Below are 21,527 nucleotides of genomic sequence, written 5' to 3' on the forward strand. Positions count from 1 at the left end.
CGGGCCGGTGACCGTGCACCGGCTCGCCGGGGATGGCGCGGAAGGCGACCTACACCGTATCGACTCACCTCGTCGAGGCAAGCCCGCGGCGTTCAGCCGAGGTATCCGAGACTGCGGATCCGCCCGATCTCGTCACGAAGCTCCTCGTGGCCGGCGTTGTCCGCGGCCCTTCCACCGGCGATGTAGTGGCTCTCCTCCGCCGCGGTGCCGTCGTAGACGACCGTGAACCGGTGTCCCACACCGGCGTTGATGAGGCCGCCGAGGAGGGCCACCGGGTCGGAGCGGTCCTCCAGCGACAGCACCCGGGTGGTCTCCGGAACCCGCGGCGCTGCCGCGCCCGGAGCACCCACGGTGACCACCTGGTCCACGACGTACGCAGCCCCGGCCGCCGCCGCGATCGCGGCCGCTGCGGTGCCCCCCGCCGCGGCGCCGACGAGCATCACGTGCGAGCCGGCTTCGACCGCCTCCTCGATGGTCCGGGCCGCGGTGGCGATGTAGTCGGAGAGGTCACCGGAGACGAGCCGCAGACGCCGGTTGCCGGCGTAGGGGCCGGGGAGGTAGGCGATGTAGCGGCCGGGCGCCGTCTCCTGGACGGCGACAGCGGTCTCGACGGACTCGAGGGTCCGGATCAGCTCCTCGATGGTGGCCGGGGTGGCCGCGGTGACGTCGCTGCTCGCGGTGTCCTCCTCGGTGGAGGCCAGCGCCCCGCCGACGTCACGCAGTGCGTGGCCGGCGTCGCTCGCGAACGTGTCGATGCCGGCGGCCCGCAGGGCACCCGCGGTGGCTGCCGCGGCGTCGGCGCCGCGGGGGAAGTCGGCGGTGAGCAGCGAGCGCAGCTCGAGCGACTCGAGCAGCCCGCCGCCGGTGGCGATGTGGTCCATCAGCTCGGGATGACCCTGGGCGAGCTCGCCGAGATAGGCGGTGACGCCCTCACGGTCGAGCGCGTCGGTCTCGATCAGGCCGGCGGACAGCAGCGACCCGCCGAGCTCGACCTCGGGGGCGAGGTAGTCGAGCGCGTTGGCCGCGATCGTGCCCAGCGAGCGGCGGGCCGCCGCCTGGAGCTCGTCGATCCAGCGGTAGGTCTGCACCGTCGCGCGCACCGAGACGGCGTCGGCGTCGAGCGCCTGACCGAGGCCGAGGACACCACCCTTCTCGGAGGTCGCGGCGCGGATCTCGTCCTCGGCCGGCTCCCACGTCTTGGCGGAGAGCTCGGCGGAGGAGGTGACGTCGTCGTCGTTCAGGATCGCAGCCCCGAGCTCGGCCCACTCGCGCAGCTGCGCCCCGGTGTCGCCGATGGAGCCGGCCAGCCCGAGGATCTGCTCGTACTTGTCCTCCCGCCCGGCAGGAGGTGTCACCGGGTCGGGGGCGCCACCCGGGACCGGTCCCAGTCGGTTGATCGGGTCGTTGGACGAAGAGTTCATCGGGCCACCTCCGCGAGAACAGGGGCAAGGTCTGCGGCGAGCTCGGACGGCTCCACGCTGGTGATCAGCAGTGTCAGCTCGCCATCGAGCGACACCGTACGCATCGAACGCCAGCCGTCGTTGACCAGCGTCCAGGAGACCGTGCCGATCAGCGGGTTCTCCGGATCGGCCGTGGTCGCGACGACGGCGCGCAGGCGGCCGTGGGCCTCGGTGGACAGCGCCTCGAGGGCGCTCGAGACGACCACGTCGCCCGCGGTCAGCACCGGAACCAGGTCGCCGCGTCCGGTGCGCAGCGCCTCGAAGACGGCGTCGGCGGTCGCGAACGGGACCTCGAGCTGCTCGGGCACCGCCGAGGTCAGCCGGGCGGTGTCGCTCGGCAGCGTGGCGGTGCGTCCGAGCTCGCTCGCCCACGCCGCGGAGGGATACCAGGAGAGCTCGAAGACGAGGCCGTCCACGGTGGCGAGCGAGGCGGCCGCCTCGCCCTTCTGCCGGTGCCAGGCGCGGCCACGGCGGCCGTCGACGACGACGTCGAGGTCGATGACCACCTCCGGGGTCGCCAGGAGCCCGAGGGCACCGGCGATGCCGGCGTCGAGCGTGCCGTCGGCGGAGAGGAGATCGCGCCGCTGCAACGAGGCGCTGCCCTCACCGAAGCCCGCGACCGCGCGAGTCAGGGCCTCGGCCTCGGCTGCCGAGCGCGTCTGCCCCAGCCGGGCGTCGAGCCCCTCCTCGCGGTGGGTCGCGACCTCGAACGGGAGCGGCGCCCCGATGGTCTCGCAGGCATGGGTGAGCTCGGGAAGGGTCAGTCCGACGCGGCGGGGCACTCCCGCCCACGGCTCGGTCGGCGCCGCCGGAGCGGGTCCCAGGTCGATCGTGGTCATCGGAGCGTGACCTCCAGCCAGTCCTTGTGGCCCGGCTCAGGGGCCTCGAATCCGTCGAGCTTGCCATCGATGGTCAGCGCCTCGGCGCGAGCCTCGACCTCGGCGATCTGCTCCTTGAGCAGGTCGACCTGCTTGAGATGCTTGGCCAGCGCGTCGGACGCGCGATCGTGCTGCTCGGCCGCGCTCCGCAGCGCGGTGGCTCGCTCCTTCATCCGTCCACGGAGGGACTCGGCCGCCCGCCCGTGCCAGGGCACCGCCTCGGCCTGGCTCACCAGCTTGTCGGCACTCGCGCGGATGTCATCCGCCTGCTCACGCAGACGGTTCACCCGACGACGGATCACGTCGCTGTCGCCGTACATATCCCTCCTCGGACAGGTCTCTGGGATGGTCCTACCCCGCCGGAGAGTTTCTAAACGTAAAATCGTGAACTTTCTCAAATTCAGCCAAGACGGCTAGCGAAGCACGGTGGCGAGACGGTCGAGGCCCTGCTCGATCTCGGCGGCCGAACCGGCGAAGGAGAGGCGTACGAAGCGGTGCCCGTCGACCGGGTCGAAGTCGACCCCGGGGGCCATCGCGACGCCCGTGAGGTCGAGGACCTGATGGCACCAGACCATGGTGTCGTCGGTCCAGCGGCTGACGTCGGCGTAGACGTAGAACGCGCCGTCAGCCGGGGCCATCTCGGTGATGCCGAGCGAGCGCAGACCGTCCAGGAGCACGCCGCGGTTGGTGGCGTAGCGCGTCACGTGACCGTCGAGCTCGGCATAGGCGTCCGGGGTGAACGCCGCCACCGCGGCATGCTGAGCGAGGGCCGGCGGGCAGATCGTGAAGTTGCCGACCAGGACGTCGATCGCGCGACGCAGATGGGCCGGTGCGAGCAGCCAGCCGATGCGCCACCCGGTCATCGAGAAGTACTTCGAGAACGAGCCGAACACGACGGCATCACGGGAGGTCTCCCAGGCGCTGCGCCCGCGGCTACCGTCCCCGCCATAGGTCAGTCCGTGGTAGATCTCGTCCGAGATCAGCTGGATCCCGGCCTCCTCGCAGTAGCGCGCCAGCGCCGCCAGCTCCTCGGGCAGCAGCATCGTCCCGGTCGGGTTGGCCGGGCTGGCCACCACGAGACCCTTCAGCCCGACGCGCTCATGCAGATCCCGCACCTGCTCCACGGTCGGCTGGAACCGCTCGGCGGCACCGGTCGGGATCTCCACGACCTCGCACCCGAGAGCCGCGAGCACGTTGCGGTAGCAGGGGTACGACGGCCGAGCCATCGCCACCCGGTCCCCGACATCGAAGGCGGCCAGGAAGCTGGCCAGGAATCCGCCACTGGCGCCGGTCGTGACGATCACGTCCTCGGGGGAGACCTCGATCCCGTGCCAAGCGCGGTGATGCCCCGCGATCGCCTGCCGCAGCTCGAGGATGCCGGTCGCCGGCGTATAGCCCAGCGGGTCACCGCTCTGCAGCAGCCGCACCGCCTCGGCGGTGACCGCCTGCGGCGCCCCGGTGGACGGCTGCCCCGAGGTGAGCGAGATGAGATCGCCGTACGTCCGCTGCCGCTGTGCTGCCCGCTCGAGCATGTCCATCACGTGAAAGGGAGGCACATTCGCGCGTTGGGCAACAGTCAGGCGGTCCATAGAGGCAAACATTAGGATGCAGGTCCAGAGGTCGGAGGGGGGCCCGACGCACATGAGTTTCGACGTCCACCAGTTCGACCTGTTCGTGCTGGTCGGCTCCCTGGTCACGCTCCTGGCGATCCTCGCGGTGCGGATGTCGACGAAGGCCGGGCTGCCGTCGCTGCTCATCTACCTGTTGATGGGCGTCCTGCTGGGCGAGTCGGTGCTCGGGATCCGGTTCGACGACGCCGCGCTCGCGCACGCACTCGGCTTCGGGGCACTGGCGCTGATCCTGGCCGAAGGTGGTCTGACGACGTCGTGGAAGGACGTACGTCCCGCTTTCGGCCTCGGCCTGACGCTGGCCACGGTCGGCGTGGTGGTCTCGATCGGGGTCGTCGCGGTGGGGGCGCACTACCTGCTGGGGCTCTCGTGGCAGCTGGCGTTCCTGCTGGGAGCGGTGACCTCGCCGACCGATGCGGCCGCGGTGTTCTCGGTGCTGCGGGTGGTGCCGCTGCCCAAGAGGCTGACCGGTGTCCTCGAGTCGGAGTCGGGGCTCAACGACGCCCCGACCGTGGTGATCGTGACGCTCATCGCGAGCGGTGCGATCGGCGAGAATCCTCCGGTTGCCGTGGCCGGGATCGTGATCGGTGAGCTGCTGCTGGGCATCGTGGTCGGCCTGCTCGCCGGTTTCGGCGGCGCATGGCTGATGCGGAGAGCCGCCCTGCCCTCCGCCGGTCTCTACCCGCTGGCCGTGATGACGCTGGCGTTCCTGGCCTACGGCGGATCGGCATGGCTGCACGGATCCGGCTTCGCGGCGATCTACGTGGCCGCCCTCGTGCTCGGCAACGCCGACCTGCCCCACCGCGGCGCGACCAGGTCCTTCGCCGAGGGCGTCGCCTGGCTGGCCCAGATCGGGCTCTTCGTGATGCTCGGGCTGCTGCTGTCGCCGGGGCGTATCGACCTCCAGACGATCGGCCTCGCGCTGGCGGCCGGGCTGATCCTGACCTTTCTCGCCCGGCCGGCGTCCGTGCTGGTCAGCACGGTGGTCTCCCGGATGACGTGGCGTGAGACGGCGTTCGTCTCCTGGGCCGGGCTCCGCGGCGCCGTCCCGATCGTGCTCACCACCATCCCCTTGGCCGAGGGCGTCGACGGCGCCGAGCAGCTCTTCGACCTGGTCTTCGTGATGGTCGTCGTCTATACGTTGCTGACCGGTCCGACACTGCCGTGGGCCGCTCGGGTCCTCGGGGTCGCCCGCCCGAACGACCCGCGTTCCCTGGATCTCGACGTCGCGCCGCTGGAGCAGATCGCGGCGGACCTCATCCAGCTCCGGATCCCGCGCGAGTCACGCCTGCACGGTGTCGAGGTCGGCGAGCTGCGGCTGCCCGCGGGATCGTCGGTGTCGCTGCTCATCCGCGACGGACAGACCCTGGTCCCGGAAGGCACGACCGTCCTTCGCGCTCGCGACGTCGTCCTCGTCGTCGTGCCCCGCCACCAGCGTGAGCGGGCCGAACGGCGCCTCGAGCTGATCAGCCGAAAGGGCCGGCTGGCGGGCTGGCTGCCTTGACGGCTACTCCACCGGCGGGCTGCAGATGGTGCCGTCGGCCTTGGCCGTGACGGTCTTGTCGCCGCCGGTGACCTCCGGGAAGCGCTCACCGGTGATGACCACGATGCCGGGGATGTCGGACTTCTTCTCGACGATCTTCGCGTCGCCGAGCCAGCTCGCGACGAGCGCGGCGGAGGGGGCGTTCTTGTCGGGCGTCCACACCTCGACGGTCTTCAGTTTGGTGCCGCTCGGAGCGTTGCCGGTCCGACCCTTGACGAAGCCCTCATCGACGAGGTCCGTCATCGCCCGGGTGGCGAGACCGGCCCGGGTGCTCGCGTTGAGCACGGTCACGACCACCTGCGACGGGTAGACCTCGGAGCCCTTCTTGACCGGGGTGTCCACGCACGGCCCGACATCCACCTTCTGCGGGAAGGGTGCGGTCATCGCCTTCCATCCCCAGGCGCCGGCCAGAGCGACCGCGGCCGCGAGGACGGCGAGGATGATGAACGTACGGAGTCCCGTGAGGGCCGAATCGAGCATGCCGCCGAGCCTACCCGCCGTCCGGCCCGATGAGGCGTGGCCGGACGGCGGGCTGGACGGTGTACGGACGATCAGTCGGAGGGGTGCGCCGACTCGCGACGCCTCGTCAGCGGGTTGACGCTGGTGAGGGTCGGGGTGACGACCTGCATCAGCCCGTCCTTGCTGAAGGTCAGCTTGTCGATGGTGGTCTCCCTGTGGGTCCCGTTGCCATCGGGCATGCCGAAGCGGTGGTAGGCGATGTACCACTCGTCGGTGCCGGGGACCTCGACGATCGAGCTGTGACCGGTGCCGAGGATGCCCTGCGAGGCGTCCTTCTGCAGGATGACGCCGTGGTAGGTCCACGGGCCGTCGATGCTTGTGGCGGTGGCGTACCCGACCCGGTAGTCCGGCGAACCGGTGTCATCGATCGAGTACGTCAGGTGGTAGGTACCGCGGCGGTAGTTGACGAACGAGCCCTCGCGGAAGCTCGTCAGCCCGCTGATCGCCGTGAGCGTGTCCTCCTTGATCGACAACATGTCGTCGGACAGTTCGGCGTAGACGGGCGAGCCGTTGCCCCAGAACAGGTAGAACTTGCCGGTGGCCGGGTCCCGGAACGCCGCGGGGTCGATCGCCTGACCCGAGGTGACCGCCTCGTTGTTGAGAATCATCGCCTCTGGCTGGGCCGTGAACGGGCCCTCGGGGCTGTCGGCGACGGCGACGCCGATCGTCTTGCGGTTGTAGGTCGGGTTGTGGCCGGAGAAGTAGAAGTAGTACTTCCGGCCGCGCTTGATGATCGTCGGCGCCCACGCGTTGCCCGATGCCCATGGCACGTTGCCGTTCTTGCCGTCGAGGGTCAGGAATGGCTTCTCCGAGCGCTCCCAGTCGACGAGGTTCGTGGACTTCCAGACGTAGAAGTCCTTGCCGCCCCAGCCGGCCACGCCGTCGGTCGTGGCGTAGATGTAGTAGGTGCCGTTGAAGACCGCGATGTTCGGGTCCGCGTAGAGGCCCGCCAAGACCGGCGATTTCATCTCGACCGCGCGCACCGTCCACTCCCGCGTCGCTCCGTCTGGAGTGGTGACGGTGAGGGTGCGCGGCGAGGAGTAGTCAGCCGGTCCTTCGGTGTCCAGCGTCGAGCCTTCCTTGATGTCGTACGCCGGGTCGAGGTCGGTCAGGTCCGTGCCGGGCTCGACCGGCAGCGTCACCGTCGACGAGGTGCTGTCGATGACGGCCGGAACCTTGAGAGCGTCGAGCTCGACGCCGAGGATCGCGGACGGGTCGGCAGCCAGGTTGCGCACCTCGTCGCTGGTCAGAGCCCGGTTGTAGATCTGGAAGTCCCGCACCTTGCCCTTGAGGTACTTGTCGCTCGTATAGACCGAGCGGCCGATGTAGTTGGCGGTGGTCCGGCCCTCGCCGATGTCGCCGGGCTTGATGGTGACACCGGTCTTCTCCCCGACCCGTACGCCGTCGAGGTAGAGCGTCGCGGTGCCGTCCTGCAGTGTGTAGGTGAGCGTCTTCCAGGCGCCTCGGGCGAGCGCGGTCCCGCTCGTTGCGGTCTGCTCCGTGGACCAGTTGCCCGTCGCGATCGAGGACCGGTATGTGCTGTTGCCGGTGGTGAACAGGTAGCCGTTGCCGACGCCGCCGCTGCCGGTGTTGCCCAGGCCCCAGATGAAGTACGGCGTCGCCTGGGTCGTGTCGACCCAGACCTCCGTCGACACGCTGATCGCGTCGAGCCCGGCCATCATGTTGTCAGGGAGCTTCACGTGACCGTTGGTGCCACCAAGAGTCAGGCCGCCGTCAGCCCAAGCCGTGTCGCCGGAGATGGTGCCGTCGTACCCGTGGCCCGAGGAGTCGGCGGCCGTGGTGCCAGTGGTTTCATCAAGCGCGTAGTGCGCGACCAGACCGTTCTCGTCGGCCTCGACCGGCGTCGCCTCCTCGGGCACGACGATGCCCTCGCGCAGGCTGTCGAGCTCTGCCAGGGTGACCGGGATGACCGTGCCGTGGCGCGGGCTGGCGGGTAGGTCATAGCTGCCGGCCACCTGCCAGTCGGGATTCTCCAGGTCGTCGGTGCCGAGCGGGATGTAGCCGCGGCCGCCGTACTCGTCGACGAAGAGGTAGTAGTTGCTGCCGGAGTCGTCGCCCTCGTTGGCCTTGAAGATCGACGGTCCCTCGACGGCGGAGGTGCCGGCGTTCTTGCCGATGCAGCCGGCTTGGTAGGCCCATGCCTTGCTGTCGACGAGATCGGGCTCGGTCAGCTTGTCGTTCTTCTCCTGGATGATGTCGGAGCAACCGGTCGTGCCGGCGCCCTCGTCCTTGGTGAAGCGGTAGTACGTCTCGCCTTCGCGGATGACGGTTGAGTCGATCCGCGAGGCGCCGATGTCCTGCCAGATCTTCGCCTCGCTGAAGGTGACGAAGTCGCGGGTGGTCGCGTAGAGCATCCGGTTGTAGGTGTTGCCGGTGTGGTCCGGGTCGTCCTCGGCGTACAGCTTCGAGGCCCAGAAGACGACGAACTGCTGCAGGTCGTCGTCCCAGTAGGCCTCCGGCGCCCAGGTGTTGCCGGCGGTCTCGGGAGAGACGAGCACGTGTCGCTGCTCGGACCAGTTCTTCAGGTCTGTCGACTCCCAGACCTCGAGGTAGCGCGAACCGGTGCGCTGTGCGCGGTCCCAGTTGCCGTTGCGGCCGATCGAGAGGTCGGTGGCGATGAGGTAGAACCGGTCACCTTCGGGGGAGCGGATCAGGAACGGGTCGCGTAGGCCCATCTCGCCCATCGAGGACTGGAGCACCGGCTCGCCGTTGTCGAGCTCGTCCCAGGTCAGCGCGTCGTTGCCGCGGCTCGCGGCGAAGTAGATCTTCTCGCCCTCGATCGAGTTACCGGTGAAGTAGCTGAAGGCGTAGCCCGCGTACGCAGCTGCCGCAGGCGCTTCGCGCACGGTCAGTTCGATCTCACGGGCGGCCGTGGCGGAGCCGATGGTCGCGGTGGCTGTGAGCGTCACGGTGATGTCGCCCGCGCCGTGTGCCGGGCGGTTCACGACGCCGTCGTTGGCGACGACCGCGGGGTTGCTGCTGACCCAGCTGATGGTGGAGCCATTGGTGCCGGTCGTCGGAAGGGTGAGGCTGCCCCGTACGTCGTCGGGGTGCACGAGCTCGATTGCTGCGGCGTCCTCGTCGGTCTTGGTCTGGTCGCTGTCGTCAGCCGCGATGAAGGTGCGGATGGCGGTGCCGCCGTCCGGGGCTGTGGTCGCGGCGGCCGTGGCTGGGTAGGCCAGGAGCAGGCCGCTGACCAGAGTCAGGGTCAACAGGGCGGGGAGACGGCGCAAGGCCGTTGGCGAATGAGGCATCGTTCCTCCATGTGTTAGCGCTAACATGGCAGTGTGATGGGCGCCACTTGTGGCGTCAACCCTGGGTCGCGGACTGCCGATGACACCTCGGAGCAGAACCCGTGAAAGCACCTCAGATGATCAGGAGAGAGAACGTGATGAAACCCGCTGACGTGGTGGTCATCGGCCGGGCCCCGGGGCCGGAGCTGCACCTGCTCCCGGTAGGGGCGACCGTCCAGCGGTTGCTCGTGACCTGCGGTGACGGTGTACGCCGTGACGTGGTGCTGGGGTTGCCCGACGGCGACGCGGTGCGCACATCGACCGACTACGTCGGCAGCATCGTCGGCCGTTACGCGAACCGGATCGAGCACGGTCGTTTCGTCCTCGACGGCGTCGAGCATGACCTCCCCGCCAACGACCGCGGGCACCACCTGCACGGCGGTCCCGACGGGTTCCACGTCCGCACCTGGGCGGTCATCGAGGAGTCCGCGGAGGAGGTCACCTTCGAGCTGGTCAGTCCCGACGGTGATGCGGGCTATCCAGGTGAGCTCACCGTCTGGGCGACCTATCGGGTCGTAGGCGATGACGTACGCCTCGACATCACGGCCACCACGACCTCGCCGACGATTGTCAACCTGACCAGCCATGCCTACTTCAACCTGCATGGCGCCGGGACGATCGATGATCACCTGCTGCAGATCGACGCCTCCCGCTACACCCCGGTTGGTGCCGACTCGATCCCGATCGGGGGCCACGCCGCCGTCGCCGGCACCCCCTTCGACCTGCGGACGCCGACTCGGCTCGGAGACCCGATCCGCGCCGCTGATCCTCAGGTCCGCGACGCTCGCGGGATCGACCACAACTTCGTCCTCGACGGCTCCGGGTGGCGCCGGGTCGCTGTCCTCGACGGTCCGGCCACCCGGACCCGGCTGGAACTGTGGTCCGATCAGCCGGGAGTGCAGGTCTACACCGGCAACTTCCTCGCCGGCACCGCCCTCGACCGCACCGGTCGCCTGCTTCGCCAGGGCGACGGCCTCTGTCTCGAGCCCCAGCTCGCCCCGGACACCCCGAACCGTGGACCTGTCGGCGTAGGCAGCGACGCCGACTGGCCGTCCGCTGTTCTCCGCCCCGGGGAGATCTACCGCAACCGGATGGGGTGGAGCTTCTCGTCGCTCCCGTGAGGCATCCACGTCGCAAGGTCGAAGTTTGTGGTCGCCCGGTGACTGCAGACTTCGACCTTGGCGATCCGAGGAAGTACTGGTCCTCCGGGCCGGCACCGGGGCGCCGCCTGAGAGATCGCGATCTCCTAGCCGAGGCTGTGCACGCGGGCGTGGAGCACGTTGCGCTGCTGCAGCGCCGCGCGGAGCGCCCGGTGGAGCCCGTCCTCGAGGTAGAGATCGCCGTTCCACTCCACGACATGGGCGAAGAGGTCGCCGAAGAAGGTGGAGTCCTCGTTGAGCAGAGCCACCAGCTGGAGGGTGTCCTTGGTGGTCACCAGCTCGTCGAGACGTACCGTCCGAGGAGGCAGCGCGGCCCACCCCTTGGTCGTCAGACCATGGTCAGGGTAGGGGCGAGAATCGCCGACACGCTTGAAGATCACCCTCGTGACTGTATCGCCCCCCGACCAAATCCCAACATAGAGTCAGCCCATGACGGATGCTGCTGCTCTCTCAGAAGCGGTCGGGCCCGGCTACCAATTCGAGGGTTCGGCCCTCGAGCTCGGGGGCCTCATGGCGGACGCTGAGACTTTGTTGGAGACGCCGATTCGCATTCCTCTGGGGATGCTGAACAGGCATGGGCTGGTCGCCGGCGCGACCGGCACGGGAAAGACGAAGACCCTGCAGCTGCTGGCCGAGCAGCTCTCCGCGGCCGGGGTCCCGGTGTTCGCTGCCGACATCAAGGGCGACCTCTCCGGTCTGTCCGCGCCGGGCGAGTCGAGCGAGAAGCTGACCGCACGGACGGCCTCCGTCGGGCAGACCTGGCAGGCGCGCGGGTTCCCGGTCGAATACTTCGCGCTCGGTGGCGAGGGCACCGGCATCCCGGTCCGGGTCACGGTCGACGCCTTCGGCCCGACGCTCCTCTCCAAGGTCCTGGACCTCAACGAGACCCAGGAGTCCTCGCTCGGGCTCGTCTTCCACTACGCCGAGAAGGCCGGTCTGAAGCTGGTCGGGCTCGACGACCTGCGGGCGGTGCTGCAGTGGCTGGTCTCCGACGAGGGCAAGGCCGATCTCAAGGGCCTGGGCGGCCTGTCGTCCGCGACGACGGGGGTGATCCTGCGTACGCTCATCGCCTTTGCCGACCAGGGCGCGGACGAGTTCTTCGGTGAGCCGGCCTTCGCCGTCACCGATTTCGTACGCAACGACGGCGATGCCGGGATCATCTCGCTGCTCGAGCTGCCCAACCTGCAGGACCGGCCGGCGCTCTTCTCGACCTTCCTGATGTGGCTGCTCGCCGAGCTCTTCCGGGCGCTGCCCGAGGTCGGCGACCTCGACAAGCCGAAGCTGGTCTTCTTCTTCGACGAGGCGCACCTGCTCTTCAACGACGCCTCCGACGCGTTCCTCGACCAGATCACCAACACCGTCCGGCTGATCCGCTCCAAGGGGGTCGGGGTCTTCTTCGTCACCCAGAAGCCGACCGACGTGCCCGACGACGTGCTGGGTCAGCTCGGCTCGCGCATCCAGCACCAGCTGCGGGTCGCGACGCCCAACGACGCCAAGGCGCTCAAGGCGAGCGTCAACACCTACCCGACCTCCTCCTACGACGATCTCGGCGCCGTCATCCAGACGCTCGGGATCGGCGAGGCGATCGTGACCGTCATGAACGAGCGGGGCGCGCCGACGCCGGTCGCCTGGACCCGGCTGCGGGCACCCGAGTCGCTGATGGGCCCGGCCGAGGCGGCGGCGATGACGGCCGCGGTCGCGGCATCGCCGCTGGCGGCGAAGTACTCGACGACCGTCGAGGTCGAGTCCGCCGTCGACCAGATCAAGGCCAAGTCGGACGCGGCAGCGGCCGCCCAGAAGGCCGAGGCCGAGGAGAAGGCCGCCCAGAAGACAGCTCAGAAGACCGCCGTGAAGAAGCCCTCCGGCTCGCGGCCCCGGTCGCGTGACGACGACGACTCGATGATCGAGACCGTGGTGAAGTCGACCGCCTTCAAGCAGGCCGCACGCACCGCCGCCAGGGAGCTCGTCCGGGGACTCTTCAAGCGCCGGTGATGCTGATTGGCTCGGGCATGGGCGGAATCCTTATCGTCTGCTCATGCCCGACCTTCTCCTCCGGAACGTACGCATCGTTCCGCTCTCACCTCGGGCGAACGTGCCCGCCGGGGTGGTTGACGTTCTCGTCGCCGACGGTGTCGTGTCGGCGGTCGGAGAAGGCCTGTCGCGACCGGATGGTGTCGAGGCGTACGACGCCGGTGGCCGCTGGCTCGTGCCGGGGCTGTGGGACGCCCACACTCACCTCGGCCAGTGGACGCTGCGGGCCAGCAGGCTGGACCTGCACGGCACCCGTTCGCCCGCCGAGGCGCTGGCTCGGGTCGCCGCGGCCGCACGGGAGGTCCAGCCGGGTGAGGCGATCGTCGGGATGGGCCACTCGGCCGGCACCTGGGACCGCTGGGGCACCGTCTCCGAGCTCGACTCCGTCACCGGAGGCACGCCCGCGATCCTGGTCAACCACGACTTCCACCACGCCTGGCTGAACACCGCCGCGCTCGACGCCGTGGGGCTGCCGCGCCGTGAGGACATGGTGCAGGAGACGGAGTGGTACGAGACGTATCCGCGGGTCGCGGAGCTCTTCGAGGCGAGTGGGAGCACGCCGGCGGCCTACCGTCGGATGCTGACCCGGACCGCCGCGCTCGGGGTGGTCGGGATGACCGACTTCGAGGTCGGCGTCCGGCTCGAGGACTGGCGGTGGCGTTGGGCCTACGGCTGCGACCTCGTCCGGATCCGGGTGGCGACGTACGCCGACCAGCTGGACGAGGCGATCGCGTCCGGTCTCCGCACCGGCGACGCGCTGATCGACGGCGACGACCGGCTGACGATGGGGCCGCTCAAGATCATCAGCGACGGCTCGCTCGGCACCCGGACGGCGTGGTGCTGCGATCCGTACGCCGACGACCCCGACAGCTGCGGAGCGCCGAACCAGTCACCGGACGAGCTTCAGGGACTCCTGGCCAAGGCCCACGCGGCCGGCCTCGAGGTCGCCACGCACGCGATCGGTGACCGGGCGGTGTCGGAGGCACTGGCGGCGTACGCGGCGACGGGTGCGCGCGGAAGCATCGAGCACGCCCAGCTCGTACGTCACGAGGACCTGCCGCTGATGGCCCGCCTCGGGATCACCGCCTCCGTGCAGCCGGCGCACATCCTCGACGACCGGGAGATGACCGAGGATGTCTGGCCGGGGCGGGAGGACCGCTGCTTCGCGACCCGCTGGATGCTCGACGAGGGCGTACGTGTGGCGCTCGGGTCAGACGCCCCGGTCGCGCCGCTCGACCCGTGGCTGGCCATCGCGGCGGCCGTCGGTCGCTCGCGTGACGGCAAGGAGCCGTGGCATCCGGAGCAGGCGCTCACCGCCCAGGAGGCGTTGGCGGCCTCGGTGGACGGTCAGCCCACGGTCGCTCCCGGATCTCGCGGCGACCTGGCCGTGCTCGACGTCGACCCGCTGCGGGCGTCGGTCGGAGACCTGGCCGCGATCGCCCACGGCGGGGTCGTGCTGACCACCGTCGGCGGGCGGATCGTCCACCGCAGCGAGTAGGAGATCCGGGAAATGGCGAAGGCCCGGCCATCGTCGGCCGGGCCTTGCGCTACGGGATCGTGGATCCCCTCAATCAGACGTTGGTCACGCTGACCAGCGCACCGAGTCGTCGACGAAGTCGGCGAACACGTGAACACCGCGCAGGTCCTGGCGCTCGTCCATGAGTTTCGTCAGGGCACTGGCGTGCCGGAACTTGAGGCTGCGCTGCTTCGCGGCGCTGTTCGCCTCAGGCTGGGTCGCGGTGAGTGTTTCCATCGAGGTCCCCCCTACAACGGATAGATGGTGTGCATCGTGGGTTTGTCCTGCGAATCAAGCATCCCGCCCGCACGTCGCGAGCAGGTTGTTTGAACGTTACAAGTCGGTTTCGGTAAAAGAAATGGCTGTCGATGCCTGTCCGGGAATCTGCCGAGCGATAGGGCCGAATCTCGCTAGACAAAGGGGACGGAGGGTCAGTCGGAGGCTGATCTGAGCGAGTCGACCGCGTGGCGAGCCTGCTCGAGGAGCCGCAGCGCGGCGCTCGCGTCGGGCAGGTTCGGCTCCGGGGACCAGAGCTGGTCTGCATCGCTGATCGGATCGGCTCCGTCGATGATCGGGTCGAGATCGGTGACCAGCGCGCCCTTCGAGGGGTCACCGGCGAGGGCCGAGCGGATCACCTCGTGGTCGATCGGGGACGCCGAGGCGATCAGGGTCGCGTTGCCGAACCTCGCGCCCGCGAGCGCCGACCCCTGCACGATCATCGCGACATGCTCGAAGACCGTACGCAACGTGGCGAGCTCGCGACGAGTGAAGAGCAGCTCGGGGCCGGCGACGGAGTTCAGCACCAGCCGGCCACCCTCGCGCAGCGCACTTCGCGCCGCAGTCATGCACTCCAGCGAGGTGAACGCCGGCGGGATCCGGTTGCCGACGAAGATGTCGATGACGATGACGTCGTGCTCCGAGCCCGGGTGAGCCTCGAGCCACGAGCGTGCCTCGGCGGTCTCCATGGTGATCCCGTCGGGGAGCGGGAACCGTGACCGGGTGAGCTCGACCAGGGCCGGTTCGAGCTCGACGACCGTCTGCGCGGCCGTGGGCCACCGGTGGGCGACGGCACGGGGGAGCGCGAGCAACGCGCCACCCAGATGGGCGGCCGTGCGTGGTGCCTGATCCCCGAGCGCAGCCAGCATCCACCGGATCGAGGCGAGCTTGGGCGGCTGCGCCGGGTCCTCCCCGAGGTGGGACTGCGCGACGCCGCCGATCTGGATGGCCCAGCCATCCTCCTTGCGTACGAGATCGGCGGTGCTGCCGTCCGAGAAGTCGATGCGCTCGAGGCTCCCGGATGGCCCGGAGGGTGTTGACATACGTCGATCCTGCCAGACACCATCGCGCCCGAGCCGGGACATTCCGGTAGCCTTCTGGCGTTGTTGGTTCAGCGCCGAAAAATACTCGGACATCGGGCGTGAGGGAGTTCTTGCGGTGGAGATATGGGAGGTCGCCGAAAATGACGACCGGATCGAGGGTCTCACCGCCGACGGGAAGCCGGACCCGGCCTACGCCGCCTCGCTCGGGCTGAAGGACGCTCCGCTGGGCCGTCGTGCGCTCGGGGCAGGCGTCGACATCGTCTGCTACGCGCTCCTGCAGGTCCCCTATCTCGTCTTCACCCTCCCGCTGCTGTTGAAGCTGGCCCAGGGCAAGTTCGGCTTCGCCCGGTTCCTCAGCCACCCCGACTTCATGCTGGCGGCGATCGCCGGCGGCGCGACCATCCTGCTGAGCCTGATCTTCATCGTCGTCCAGATCGTCTTCCACGGCCGCCGCGGCGTCACGCTGGGCAAGGCCGTCGCCGGAGTCCGCTCGGTCAACGTCAAGACGCTCGAGCGGCCCGGAATCGGCCGTGCCTTCCTGCGCGCCCTGGTGCTGTGGGGCTCCGGGATCATCCCGGTTGCTCCGATCGCGTTCCTCGCCTCCCCGCTCTTCGACAAGGAGAACCGGGGCCGCGGCTGGCACGACAAGGTCGCCGAGATCTGGATGGTCGACGTGCGTGAGGGGCTCGACCCCTACGACGAGAAGCGGATGCGCATCGCCCGGAAGACTGTCGCGGCCGCGCCCGTCGCCGAGCGGAAGTCGCTGCCCTCGCTCAGCACCCCCAACGACCACGACGCCGGCAGCTACCGCCCTGCCGGTCGCGTCAGCGCCGGTGTGCTCGGCGTGTCCCGTCCGAAGGCGAGGCAGGACGATCCCGGTGCCTCTCCCGGTGGTTCGCTCGCGACCCCGCCGTCGGGACCGGTGGCACCGAAGCCGGTGACCCCGTCGATCCCGGTCTCGCGGGCGGTGCCGCCCAACCACGGCCAGGTCGTGCCCCCGCCGCCTCCGACCCCGACTCCCACGCCGCACCCGACTCCGCAGCCGGCTCCGCACCACACTCCGGCTCCCACGCCGGCGCCCACGCCTGCTCCCACTCCGGCGCCCACGCCGCTGCCCACGTCCGGCGGCCAGCAGCCTCCGGCGCAGGCGCGCGAGCGGGGCATCATGCTCAAGGTCGACTCCGGCGAGCGGATCCCGGTCTCCGGCCTGGTGCTGGTCGGTCGCGACCCTGCTCTGACGGAGAACACGCTGGGCGCGCGCACCGTCTCGATCATCGACGTCTCCGTCTCGAAGACCCACATGTCCCTGCGTCCCAGCGGCGACGGTGTCGAGGTCACCGACCGAGGCTCGACCAACGGCACCGTGGTGATCCACGAGGGTGCCACCCGACGGCTGAAGGCCTGGGAGCCGGTGCTGGCCCCGGTCGGCGCGATGATCCGGTTCGGTGACCGCTCGGCTCTGGTGCGCCGCGGGTGACCGCGGCCCGCGCGCACGATCTTTCTGCATGGTCTTTCAGACACGTTGACGAGGGGAACGAAGGATGAAGGTCAAGCTCACTCTGCACCGGCCCGGTGTCGCGCCTGCGGATGTGATCGTCACAGCTGACTCGACGGCCACCGCCGGTGACGTCGCTCGGCACATCGCCGACGCCGACCCGGCTCGTTCGATCATCGCGGGTGAGCACGACGTCCTGACCCTGGCGGTCGCCCCGCCGACCGCGGAGCGGATGGAGCCGCTCCAGCACGACATCCCCATCGGCGAGGCTCCGATCGGGTCCGGGTTCGCCGCGGCCGTGGTCAACCTGGGACCGGATCACGAGGCGACCGGCTCGCGGCGCAAGAGCGTCGGCGTCCTGCGAGCGATCGACGGGCCCGTGCGCGGTCAGGCGTTCCCGCTGGTCACCGGGCATGCCTCGATCGGTCGCGGCCCGGAGAACGAGATCGTGCTCGCCGACCCGATGGTCTCCAAGCGCCACGCCCGCATCGAGGTGGACCGTTCGGTCGAGCTGGTCGACCTCAACTCCGCCAACGGCGTCGTCGTCGACGGCACACAGGTCTCCCGCGTACGTCTGGCGCCGGACACGCCCGTCGTCATCGGCAGCACGACGCTGGTCATGCAGCTCTCCCAGGACTTCCTCGACACGGTCGAGGACCCGGTGCTCGAGCGCGGCGGCGGCCTGCTCTTCAACCGCAGCCCGCGGGTCGACGTCCGCTATCCCGGCACCGAGCACCCGCCCCCGTGGATGCCGACCGAGATGCAGAAGAAGCTGTTCCCGTGGTTCGTGCTGATCGCGCCGATCATCATGGCGCTCTCGATCTACGCGATGACCGGCCGTGCCCGGGCACTGCTGCTGGTCGTGATGACGCCGATGATGGCGGTCGGCAACTACATCAACCAGCACCGTCAGGCCGGCGCGAAGCAGGACCATGAGATCGAGCTCTTCGAGCGGCAGTTCGAGAAGCTGGAAGAGGTCTTCTACCGCAGCAAGCCCGAGGAGGAGCTGGCGCGCAACGAGGAGGTCCCGGCGGTCGCCGAGGTCTTCGAGCAGGCGATGCAGCTCGGTCCGCGGCTGTGGACCCGGCGCCCCGAGCACTGGAACTTCCTGGCCGTACGTCTCGGCACCACCCGTGCCCTGTCGCGCAACTCGATCGCGGAGCGCGACACCCAGAACGGCCTTCCCGAGTTCATCGAGCGCATCGAGCGACTCCAGGAGCGCTACAAGTACGTCGACGACGTACCGCTCCTGGAGTCGCTGCCTGCGGTGGGCTCCGTGGGTGTCGCCGGACCGGCAGGCCCGGCCGCCGACGCGATGCGTGGGCTCGCGGTGCAGCTCTTCGGCCTGCACGCGCCCAACGAGGTCGTGACCGTCGCCTTCGCCGACCCGGACTGGGTCCCGGAGTTCGAGTGGCTCAAGTGGCTGCCGCACACCACCTCGGAGACCAACCGGTTCAAGGACATGCCGCTGGCCGACTCCGCGCCGACGGCCAACGCCCTGCTCAGCGCGCTGGAGGAATACATCATGCGCGCCGGGCGGACGGCGGAGCACCGCGGCCCGTTCGCCGAGAAGTGGAACCCGATGCAGTACGGCACCGACGTCGCTCGGGCCGGCGAGGAGACCAACGCACGCGTGCAGGTCTCCATCATCGTCTTCGTCACCAATGACGCTCCGGTGGATCGTGCCCGGCTGGTCCAGGTCCTCGAGCGCGGAGCTGATGTCGGCGTACATGCGGTGTTCATGTCGTCCACCGTCGAGGCGCTGCCGGCGGTGTGCCGCAGCTTCCTGGACGTCAGCAACGGCCTGGAGCGCGCCACCGTCGGACTCGTCCGCAACGGCGACCTCTACGAGGGCGTCACGGTCGAGGGTGTCTCCAACGCCTACATGGACATGTTCGCCAAGCGGCTCGCGCCGGTGGTGGACGCGAGCACCGTCGTCCACGACTCCTCCGACCTGCCCAACTCGGTCGGCTTCCTGTCGCTGGTCGGCAACGAGGTTGCCGAGGACCCGCACTCCGTCGTGGAGCGCTGGCGGCAGAACAACTCGATCATCGACCGCTCCGACCGCCCGCGCCCGCGGCTGAAGAAGGCCGGAAACCTGCGTGCCATCATCGGCCAGGGTGCCTCGGACGCGATGACCCTCGACCTGCGTACGCAGGGCCCGCACGCCCTCGTCGGCGGCACCACCGGTGCCGGTAAGTCCGAGTTCCTGCAGGCGTGGGTGCTGGGCATCGCGTCGGCGCACTCGCCCGACCGGGTCACGTTCCTCTTCGTCGACTACAAGGGCGGTTCGGCCTTCGCCGACTGCATCGAGCTGCCGCACTGCGTCGGTCTGGTGACCGACCTGAGCCCGCACCTCGTACGCCGCGCCCTGACCAGCCTCAAGGCCGAGCTGCACTACCGCGAGCACCTCTTCAACCGGAAGAAGGCCAAGGACCTCCTCGAGCTGGAGAAGCGTCAGGACCCCGAGTGCCCGCCCGCGTTGGTGCTGGTCATCGACGAGTTCGCCGCTCTTGCCGGTGAGGTGCCGGAGTTCGTCGACGGTGTCGTCGACATCGCTCAGCGAGGCCGTTCGCTCGGCATCCACCTGATCATGGCGACCCAGCGCCCGGCCGGTGTCATCAAGGACAACCTGCGGGCCAACACCAACCTCCGCGTCGCGCTGCGGATGGCCGACGAGACCGACTCCAAGGACGTCGTCGACGACCCGATCGCCGGGACCTTCCCGCCGTCCATTCCCGGTCGCGGCATCGCGAAGACGGGACCGGGTCGCCTGACGCCGTTCCAGTCGGCCTATGCGGGCGGTTGGACGCGCGACGACGAGGTGGTCACCGCCGACGTGAAGGTCGCCGAGCTCAAGTTCGGTTCGATCACCGAGTGGGAGCCGGAGCGTCCGCCGGAGAGCGACTCGCACGACGAGGACCTCGGCCCCAACGACCAGAAGCGGATCGTGGCCAACCTGATCAAGGCCTCGGCCACCGCCGGGCTGATGACCCCGCGGCGTCCGTGGCTCGACGACCTGGCCTCCGTGGTCGACATGCGCGACCTGCCCCTGGAGGGCGACGGACAGATCCTGCTGGGTCTCGCCGACATCCCGGAGCGTCAGCAGCAGAACGCGATCTACTTCGCGCCCGACCGCGACGGCTCCTTGCTCATCTTCGGGTCCTCGGGTTCGGGTAAGTCGACCCTGCTGAAGACGATCGCGACCGCCGCCGGAGCCCGTCCGGAGCTCGGCCAGGTCCAGGTCTACGGTCTCGACTTCGCCTCCGGCGCCCTCGGCGCGATCGAGCGTCTCCCGCACGTCGGTTCGATCATCGACGGTGACGACGCCGAGCGTCTGCAGCGGCTGATGCGCACCCTCGAGCGGGAGATGGACCGCCGTTCGGAGCTGTTCTCCAAGGCCGCGGCCGCGAATCTCTCCGAATACCGTGAGATCGCCGACCAGTCGATGCCGCGCATCCTGCTCCTGATCGACAACTACCCCGAGTTCAAGAAGGAGTGGGAGATCGCCGCCGGTCGCGCGCCGTTCTACCAGTCCTTCATGCGGGTCCTCGGCGAGGGCCGCCCGCTCGGCATCCACGCGGTGATCACCGCCGACCGGTCCGGGTCCGTCCCGACGGCCGTCTTCGCGAACATCCCGCGCCGTGTCGTCATGCGGCTCTCCGACCCGAGCCAGTACGTCCTGGTCGGAGCACCCAAGGACGTACTCAACGAGCAGTCGGTGCCCGGCCGCGCCGTCGTCGACAAGGCCGAGGTGCAGCTCGCTGTGCTGGGCGGCACGACCAACGTCGCCGAGCAGACCAAGGCGCTCGACGAGCTGGTCTCCCAGCTGCGGGCACAGGGCGTCCGGGAGGTCGGCGAGATCGGTGCCCTGCCGACGAAGATCTACAGCCGGGACCTCCCCGCCCAGGCCAACGGCCAGCCCGTCTTCGGTATCTCCGACGACACCCTGTCGGCGCGTGGCTTCGACCCGATCGGCTCGTTCATCATCACCGGCCCGCCGCAGTCGGGTAAGACGAACGCTCTCAAGGCGCTCGTCGAGTCCGTCGAACGCTTCGATCCTGAGGTGAAGCTGTTCCACCTCGGCAGCCGCCGTGCCCTGCTCGGCGACTTCAGGCCCTGGGTACGCAGCGCCACCCGCCCCGACGACGAGAAGGCGCTCGTCACCGAGCTCGCCGAGATCGTCGCCGACGAGTCCTTCCCCGGCCGCATCATGATCGTCGCCGAGGACATGACCCACCTGGCCGACGGCCCCGCCGACCGCCCGATGCGCGCCCTGCTCCAGGCGATCAACAACTCCGACCACCTGTTCGTCGGCGACGCCGACGTCACCCGCGCCGGCGGCGGCTCGGGTGTCATGGGTGAATGGAAGGCCGCCCGCCAGGGCATCGTGCTCAAGCCGGACACCTACGACGGCGACACGCTGTTCAAGGTTCCGTTCGGCAAGCTCAAGCGCACCGACTTCCCTGCGGGCCGAGGCATCTTCGTCCAGGCGGGTCGCATGGTGACCATGCAGATGCCTCTGGCGAGCGACTCCGAGGGCTCTGCATGAACCTCTGCATGATTCCGACAACGAATCTGTTTTTACCCTTCACAACCTTGTGAAGGGTGGCCTAGCGTGGCCAGCGGCGTTTTTACGGGCGTCACCTCATGAAAATCCCGGG

The 21,527-nt window shown here is 69.4% G+C and carries 15 protein-coding genes; 6 read left to right on the plus strand and 9 right to left on the minus strand.

The window, feature by feature from the left end; all coding sequences use genetic code 11:
* Positions 1–92: 92 nt before the first annotated feature.
* From ACIA03_RS14070 to ACIA03_RS14085, 4 genes are all read right to left on the minus strand, one after another.
* Complete coding sequence (locus ACIA03_RS14070; RefSeq protein WP_396983394.1) at positions 93–1,421, minus strand: hypothetical protein; 1,329 nt, start codon at positions 1,419–1,421, stop codon at positions 93–95.
* Positions 1,418–2,299 carry a hypothetical protein gene (locus tag ACIA03_RS14075; RefSeq protein ID WP_396983396.1) on the minus strand — a complete coding sequence of 294 codons (882 nt, stop codon included), beginning with the start codon at positions 2,297–2,299 and terminating at the stop codon, positions 1,418–1,420. The genes ACIA03_RS14070 and ACIA03_RS14075 overlap by 4 nt, the downstream gene beginning before the upstream one ends.
* On the minus strand, positions 2,296–2,658 hold the full coding sequence (locus ACIA03_RS14080) for a hypothetical protein (RefSeq protein ID WP_141791330.1): 363 nt from the start codon (positions 2,656–2,658) through the stop codon (positions 2,296–2,298). The genes ACIA03_RS14075 and ACIA03_RS14080 overlap by 4 nt, the downstream gene beginning before the upstream one ends.
* Before the next feature lie 93 nt (positions 2,659–2,751).
* A complete protein-coding gene (locus ACIA03_RS14085; RefSeq protein WP_396983398.1) occupies positions 2,752–3,876 on the minus strand; it encodes an aminotransferase class I/II-fold pyridoxal phosphate-dependent enzyme in 1,125 nt (374 codons plus the stop codon).
* Positions 3,877–3,979: 103 nt separating this feature from the next.
* Here ACIA03_RS14085 and ACIA03_RS14090 point away from each other — a divergent pair, with 103 nt between their 5' ends.
* Complete coding sequence (locus ACIA03_RS14090) at positions 3,980–5,470, plus strand: potassium/proton antiporter (protein WP_396983401.1); 1,491 nt, start codon at positions 3,980–3,982, stop codon at positions 5,468–5,470.
* Positions 5,471–5,473: 3 nt separating this feature from the next.
* Here the strand turns inward: ACIA03_RS14090 and ACIA03_RS14095 are convergent, their stop codons facing one another.
* Both ACIA03_RS14095 and ACIA03_RS14100 read right to left on the minus strand, forming a co-directional pair.
* The gene (locus tag ACIA03_RS14095) at positions 5,474–5,989 is read right to left on the minus strand and encodes a LytR C-terminal domain-containing protein (RefSeq protein ID WP_396983403.1); all 516 of its coding nucleotides are present in this window, start codon (positions 5,987–5,989) and stop codon (positions 5,474–5,476) included.
* A 71-nt stretch (positions 5,990–6,060) separates the two neighbouring features.
* Entirely contained in the window at positions 6,061–9,303 is a 3,243-nt protein-coding gene (locus ACIA03_RS14100) for a family 43 glycosylhydrolase (RefSeq protein ID WP_396983405.1), read from the minus strand.
* 137 nt (positions 9,304–9,440) lie between these two features.
* Here ACIA03_RS14100 and ACIA03_RS14105 point away from each other — a divergent pair, with 137 nt between their 5' ends.
* A complete protein-coding gene (locus ACIA03_RS14105; RefSeq protein ID WP_396983876.1) occupies positions 9,441–10,463 on the plus strand; it encodes an aldose epimerase family protein in 1,023 nt (340 codons plus the stop codon).
* A 125-nt stretch (positions 10,464–10,588) separates the two neighbouring features.
* Here ACIA03_RS14105 and ACIA03_RS14110 read toward each other — a convergent pair whose 3' ends face one another.
* Complete coding sequence (locus ACIA03_RS14110) at positions 10,589–10,882, minus strand: type II toxin-antitoxin system VapB family antitoxin (RefSeq protein ID WP_141791334.1); 294 nt, start codon at positions 10,880–10,882, stop codon at positions 10,589–10,591.
* A 49-nt stretch (positions 10,883–10,931) separates the two neighbouring features.
* Here ACIA03_RS14110 and ACIA03_RS14115 point away from each other — a divergent pair, with 49 nt between their 5' ends.
* Both ACIA03_RS14115 and ACIA03_RS14120 read left to right on the plus strand, forming a co-directional pair.
* Positions 10,932–12,494, plus strand: a complete 1,563-nt coding sequence (locus ACIA03_RS14115) for a helicase HerA-like domain-containing protein (RefSeq protein ID WP_396983408.1) — start codon at positions 10,932–10,934, stop codon at positions 12,492–12,494.
* A gap of 43 nt (positions 12,495–12,537) precedes the next feature.
* Positions 12,538–14,031, plus strand: a complete 1,494-nt coding sequence (locus ACIA03_RS14120) for an amidohydrolase (RefSeq protein ID WP_396983410.1) — start codon at positions 12,538–12,540, stop codon at positions 14,029–14,031.
* Between the two features lie 84 nt (positions 14,032–14,115).
* Here the strand turns inward: ACIA03_RS14120 and ACIA03_RS14125 are convergent, their stop codons facing one another.
* Positions 14,116–14,286 carry a hypothetical protein gene (locus tag ACIA03_RS14125; protein WP_396983412.1) on the minus strand — a complete coding sequence of 57 codons (171 nt, stop codon included), beginning with the start codon at positions 14,284–14,286 and terminating at the stop codon, positions 14,116–14,118.
* 194 nt (positions 14,287–14,480) lie between these two features.
* Positions 14,481–15,368, minus strand: coding sequence for a fused MFS/spermidine synthase (locus ACIA03_RS14130; RefSeq protein ID WP_396983414.1), 888 nt, complete (start codon positions 15,366–15,368; stop codon positions 14,481–14,483).
* A 115-nt stretch (positions 15,369–15,483) separates the two neighbouring features.
* On the opposite strand from ACIA03_RS14130, the gene ACIA03_RS14135 reads away from it, so the two are divergent.
* Both ACIA03_RS14135 and ACIA03_RS14140 read left to right on the plus strand, forming a co-directional pair.
* Positions 15,484–16,845, plus strand: a complete 1,362-nt coding sequence (locus ACIA03_RS14135) for an RDD family protein (RefSeq protein WP_396983416.1) — start codon at positions 15,484–15,486, stop codon at positions 16,843–16,845.
* 64 nt (positions 16,846–16,909) lie between these two features.
* Positions 16,910–21,415, plus strand: a complete 4,506-nt coding sequence (locus ACIA03_RS14140; protein ID WP_396983418.1) for an FtsK/SpoIIIE domain-containing protein — start codon at positions 16,910–16,912, stop codon at positions 21,413–21,415.
* The last annotated feature ends 112 nt before the right edge of the window (positions 21,416–21,527 follow it).

The sequence above is a fragment of the Nocardioides sp. NPDC051685 genome (genome assembly GCF_044453405.1).
Taxonomy (GTDB): domain Bacteria; phylum Actinomycetota; class Actinomycetes; order Propionibacteriales; family Nocardioidaceae; genus Nocardioides.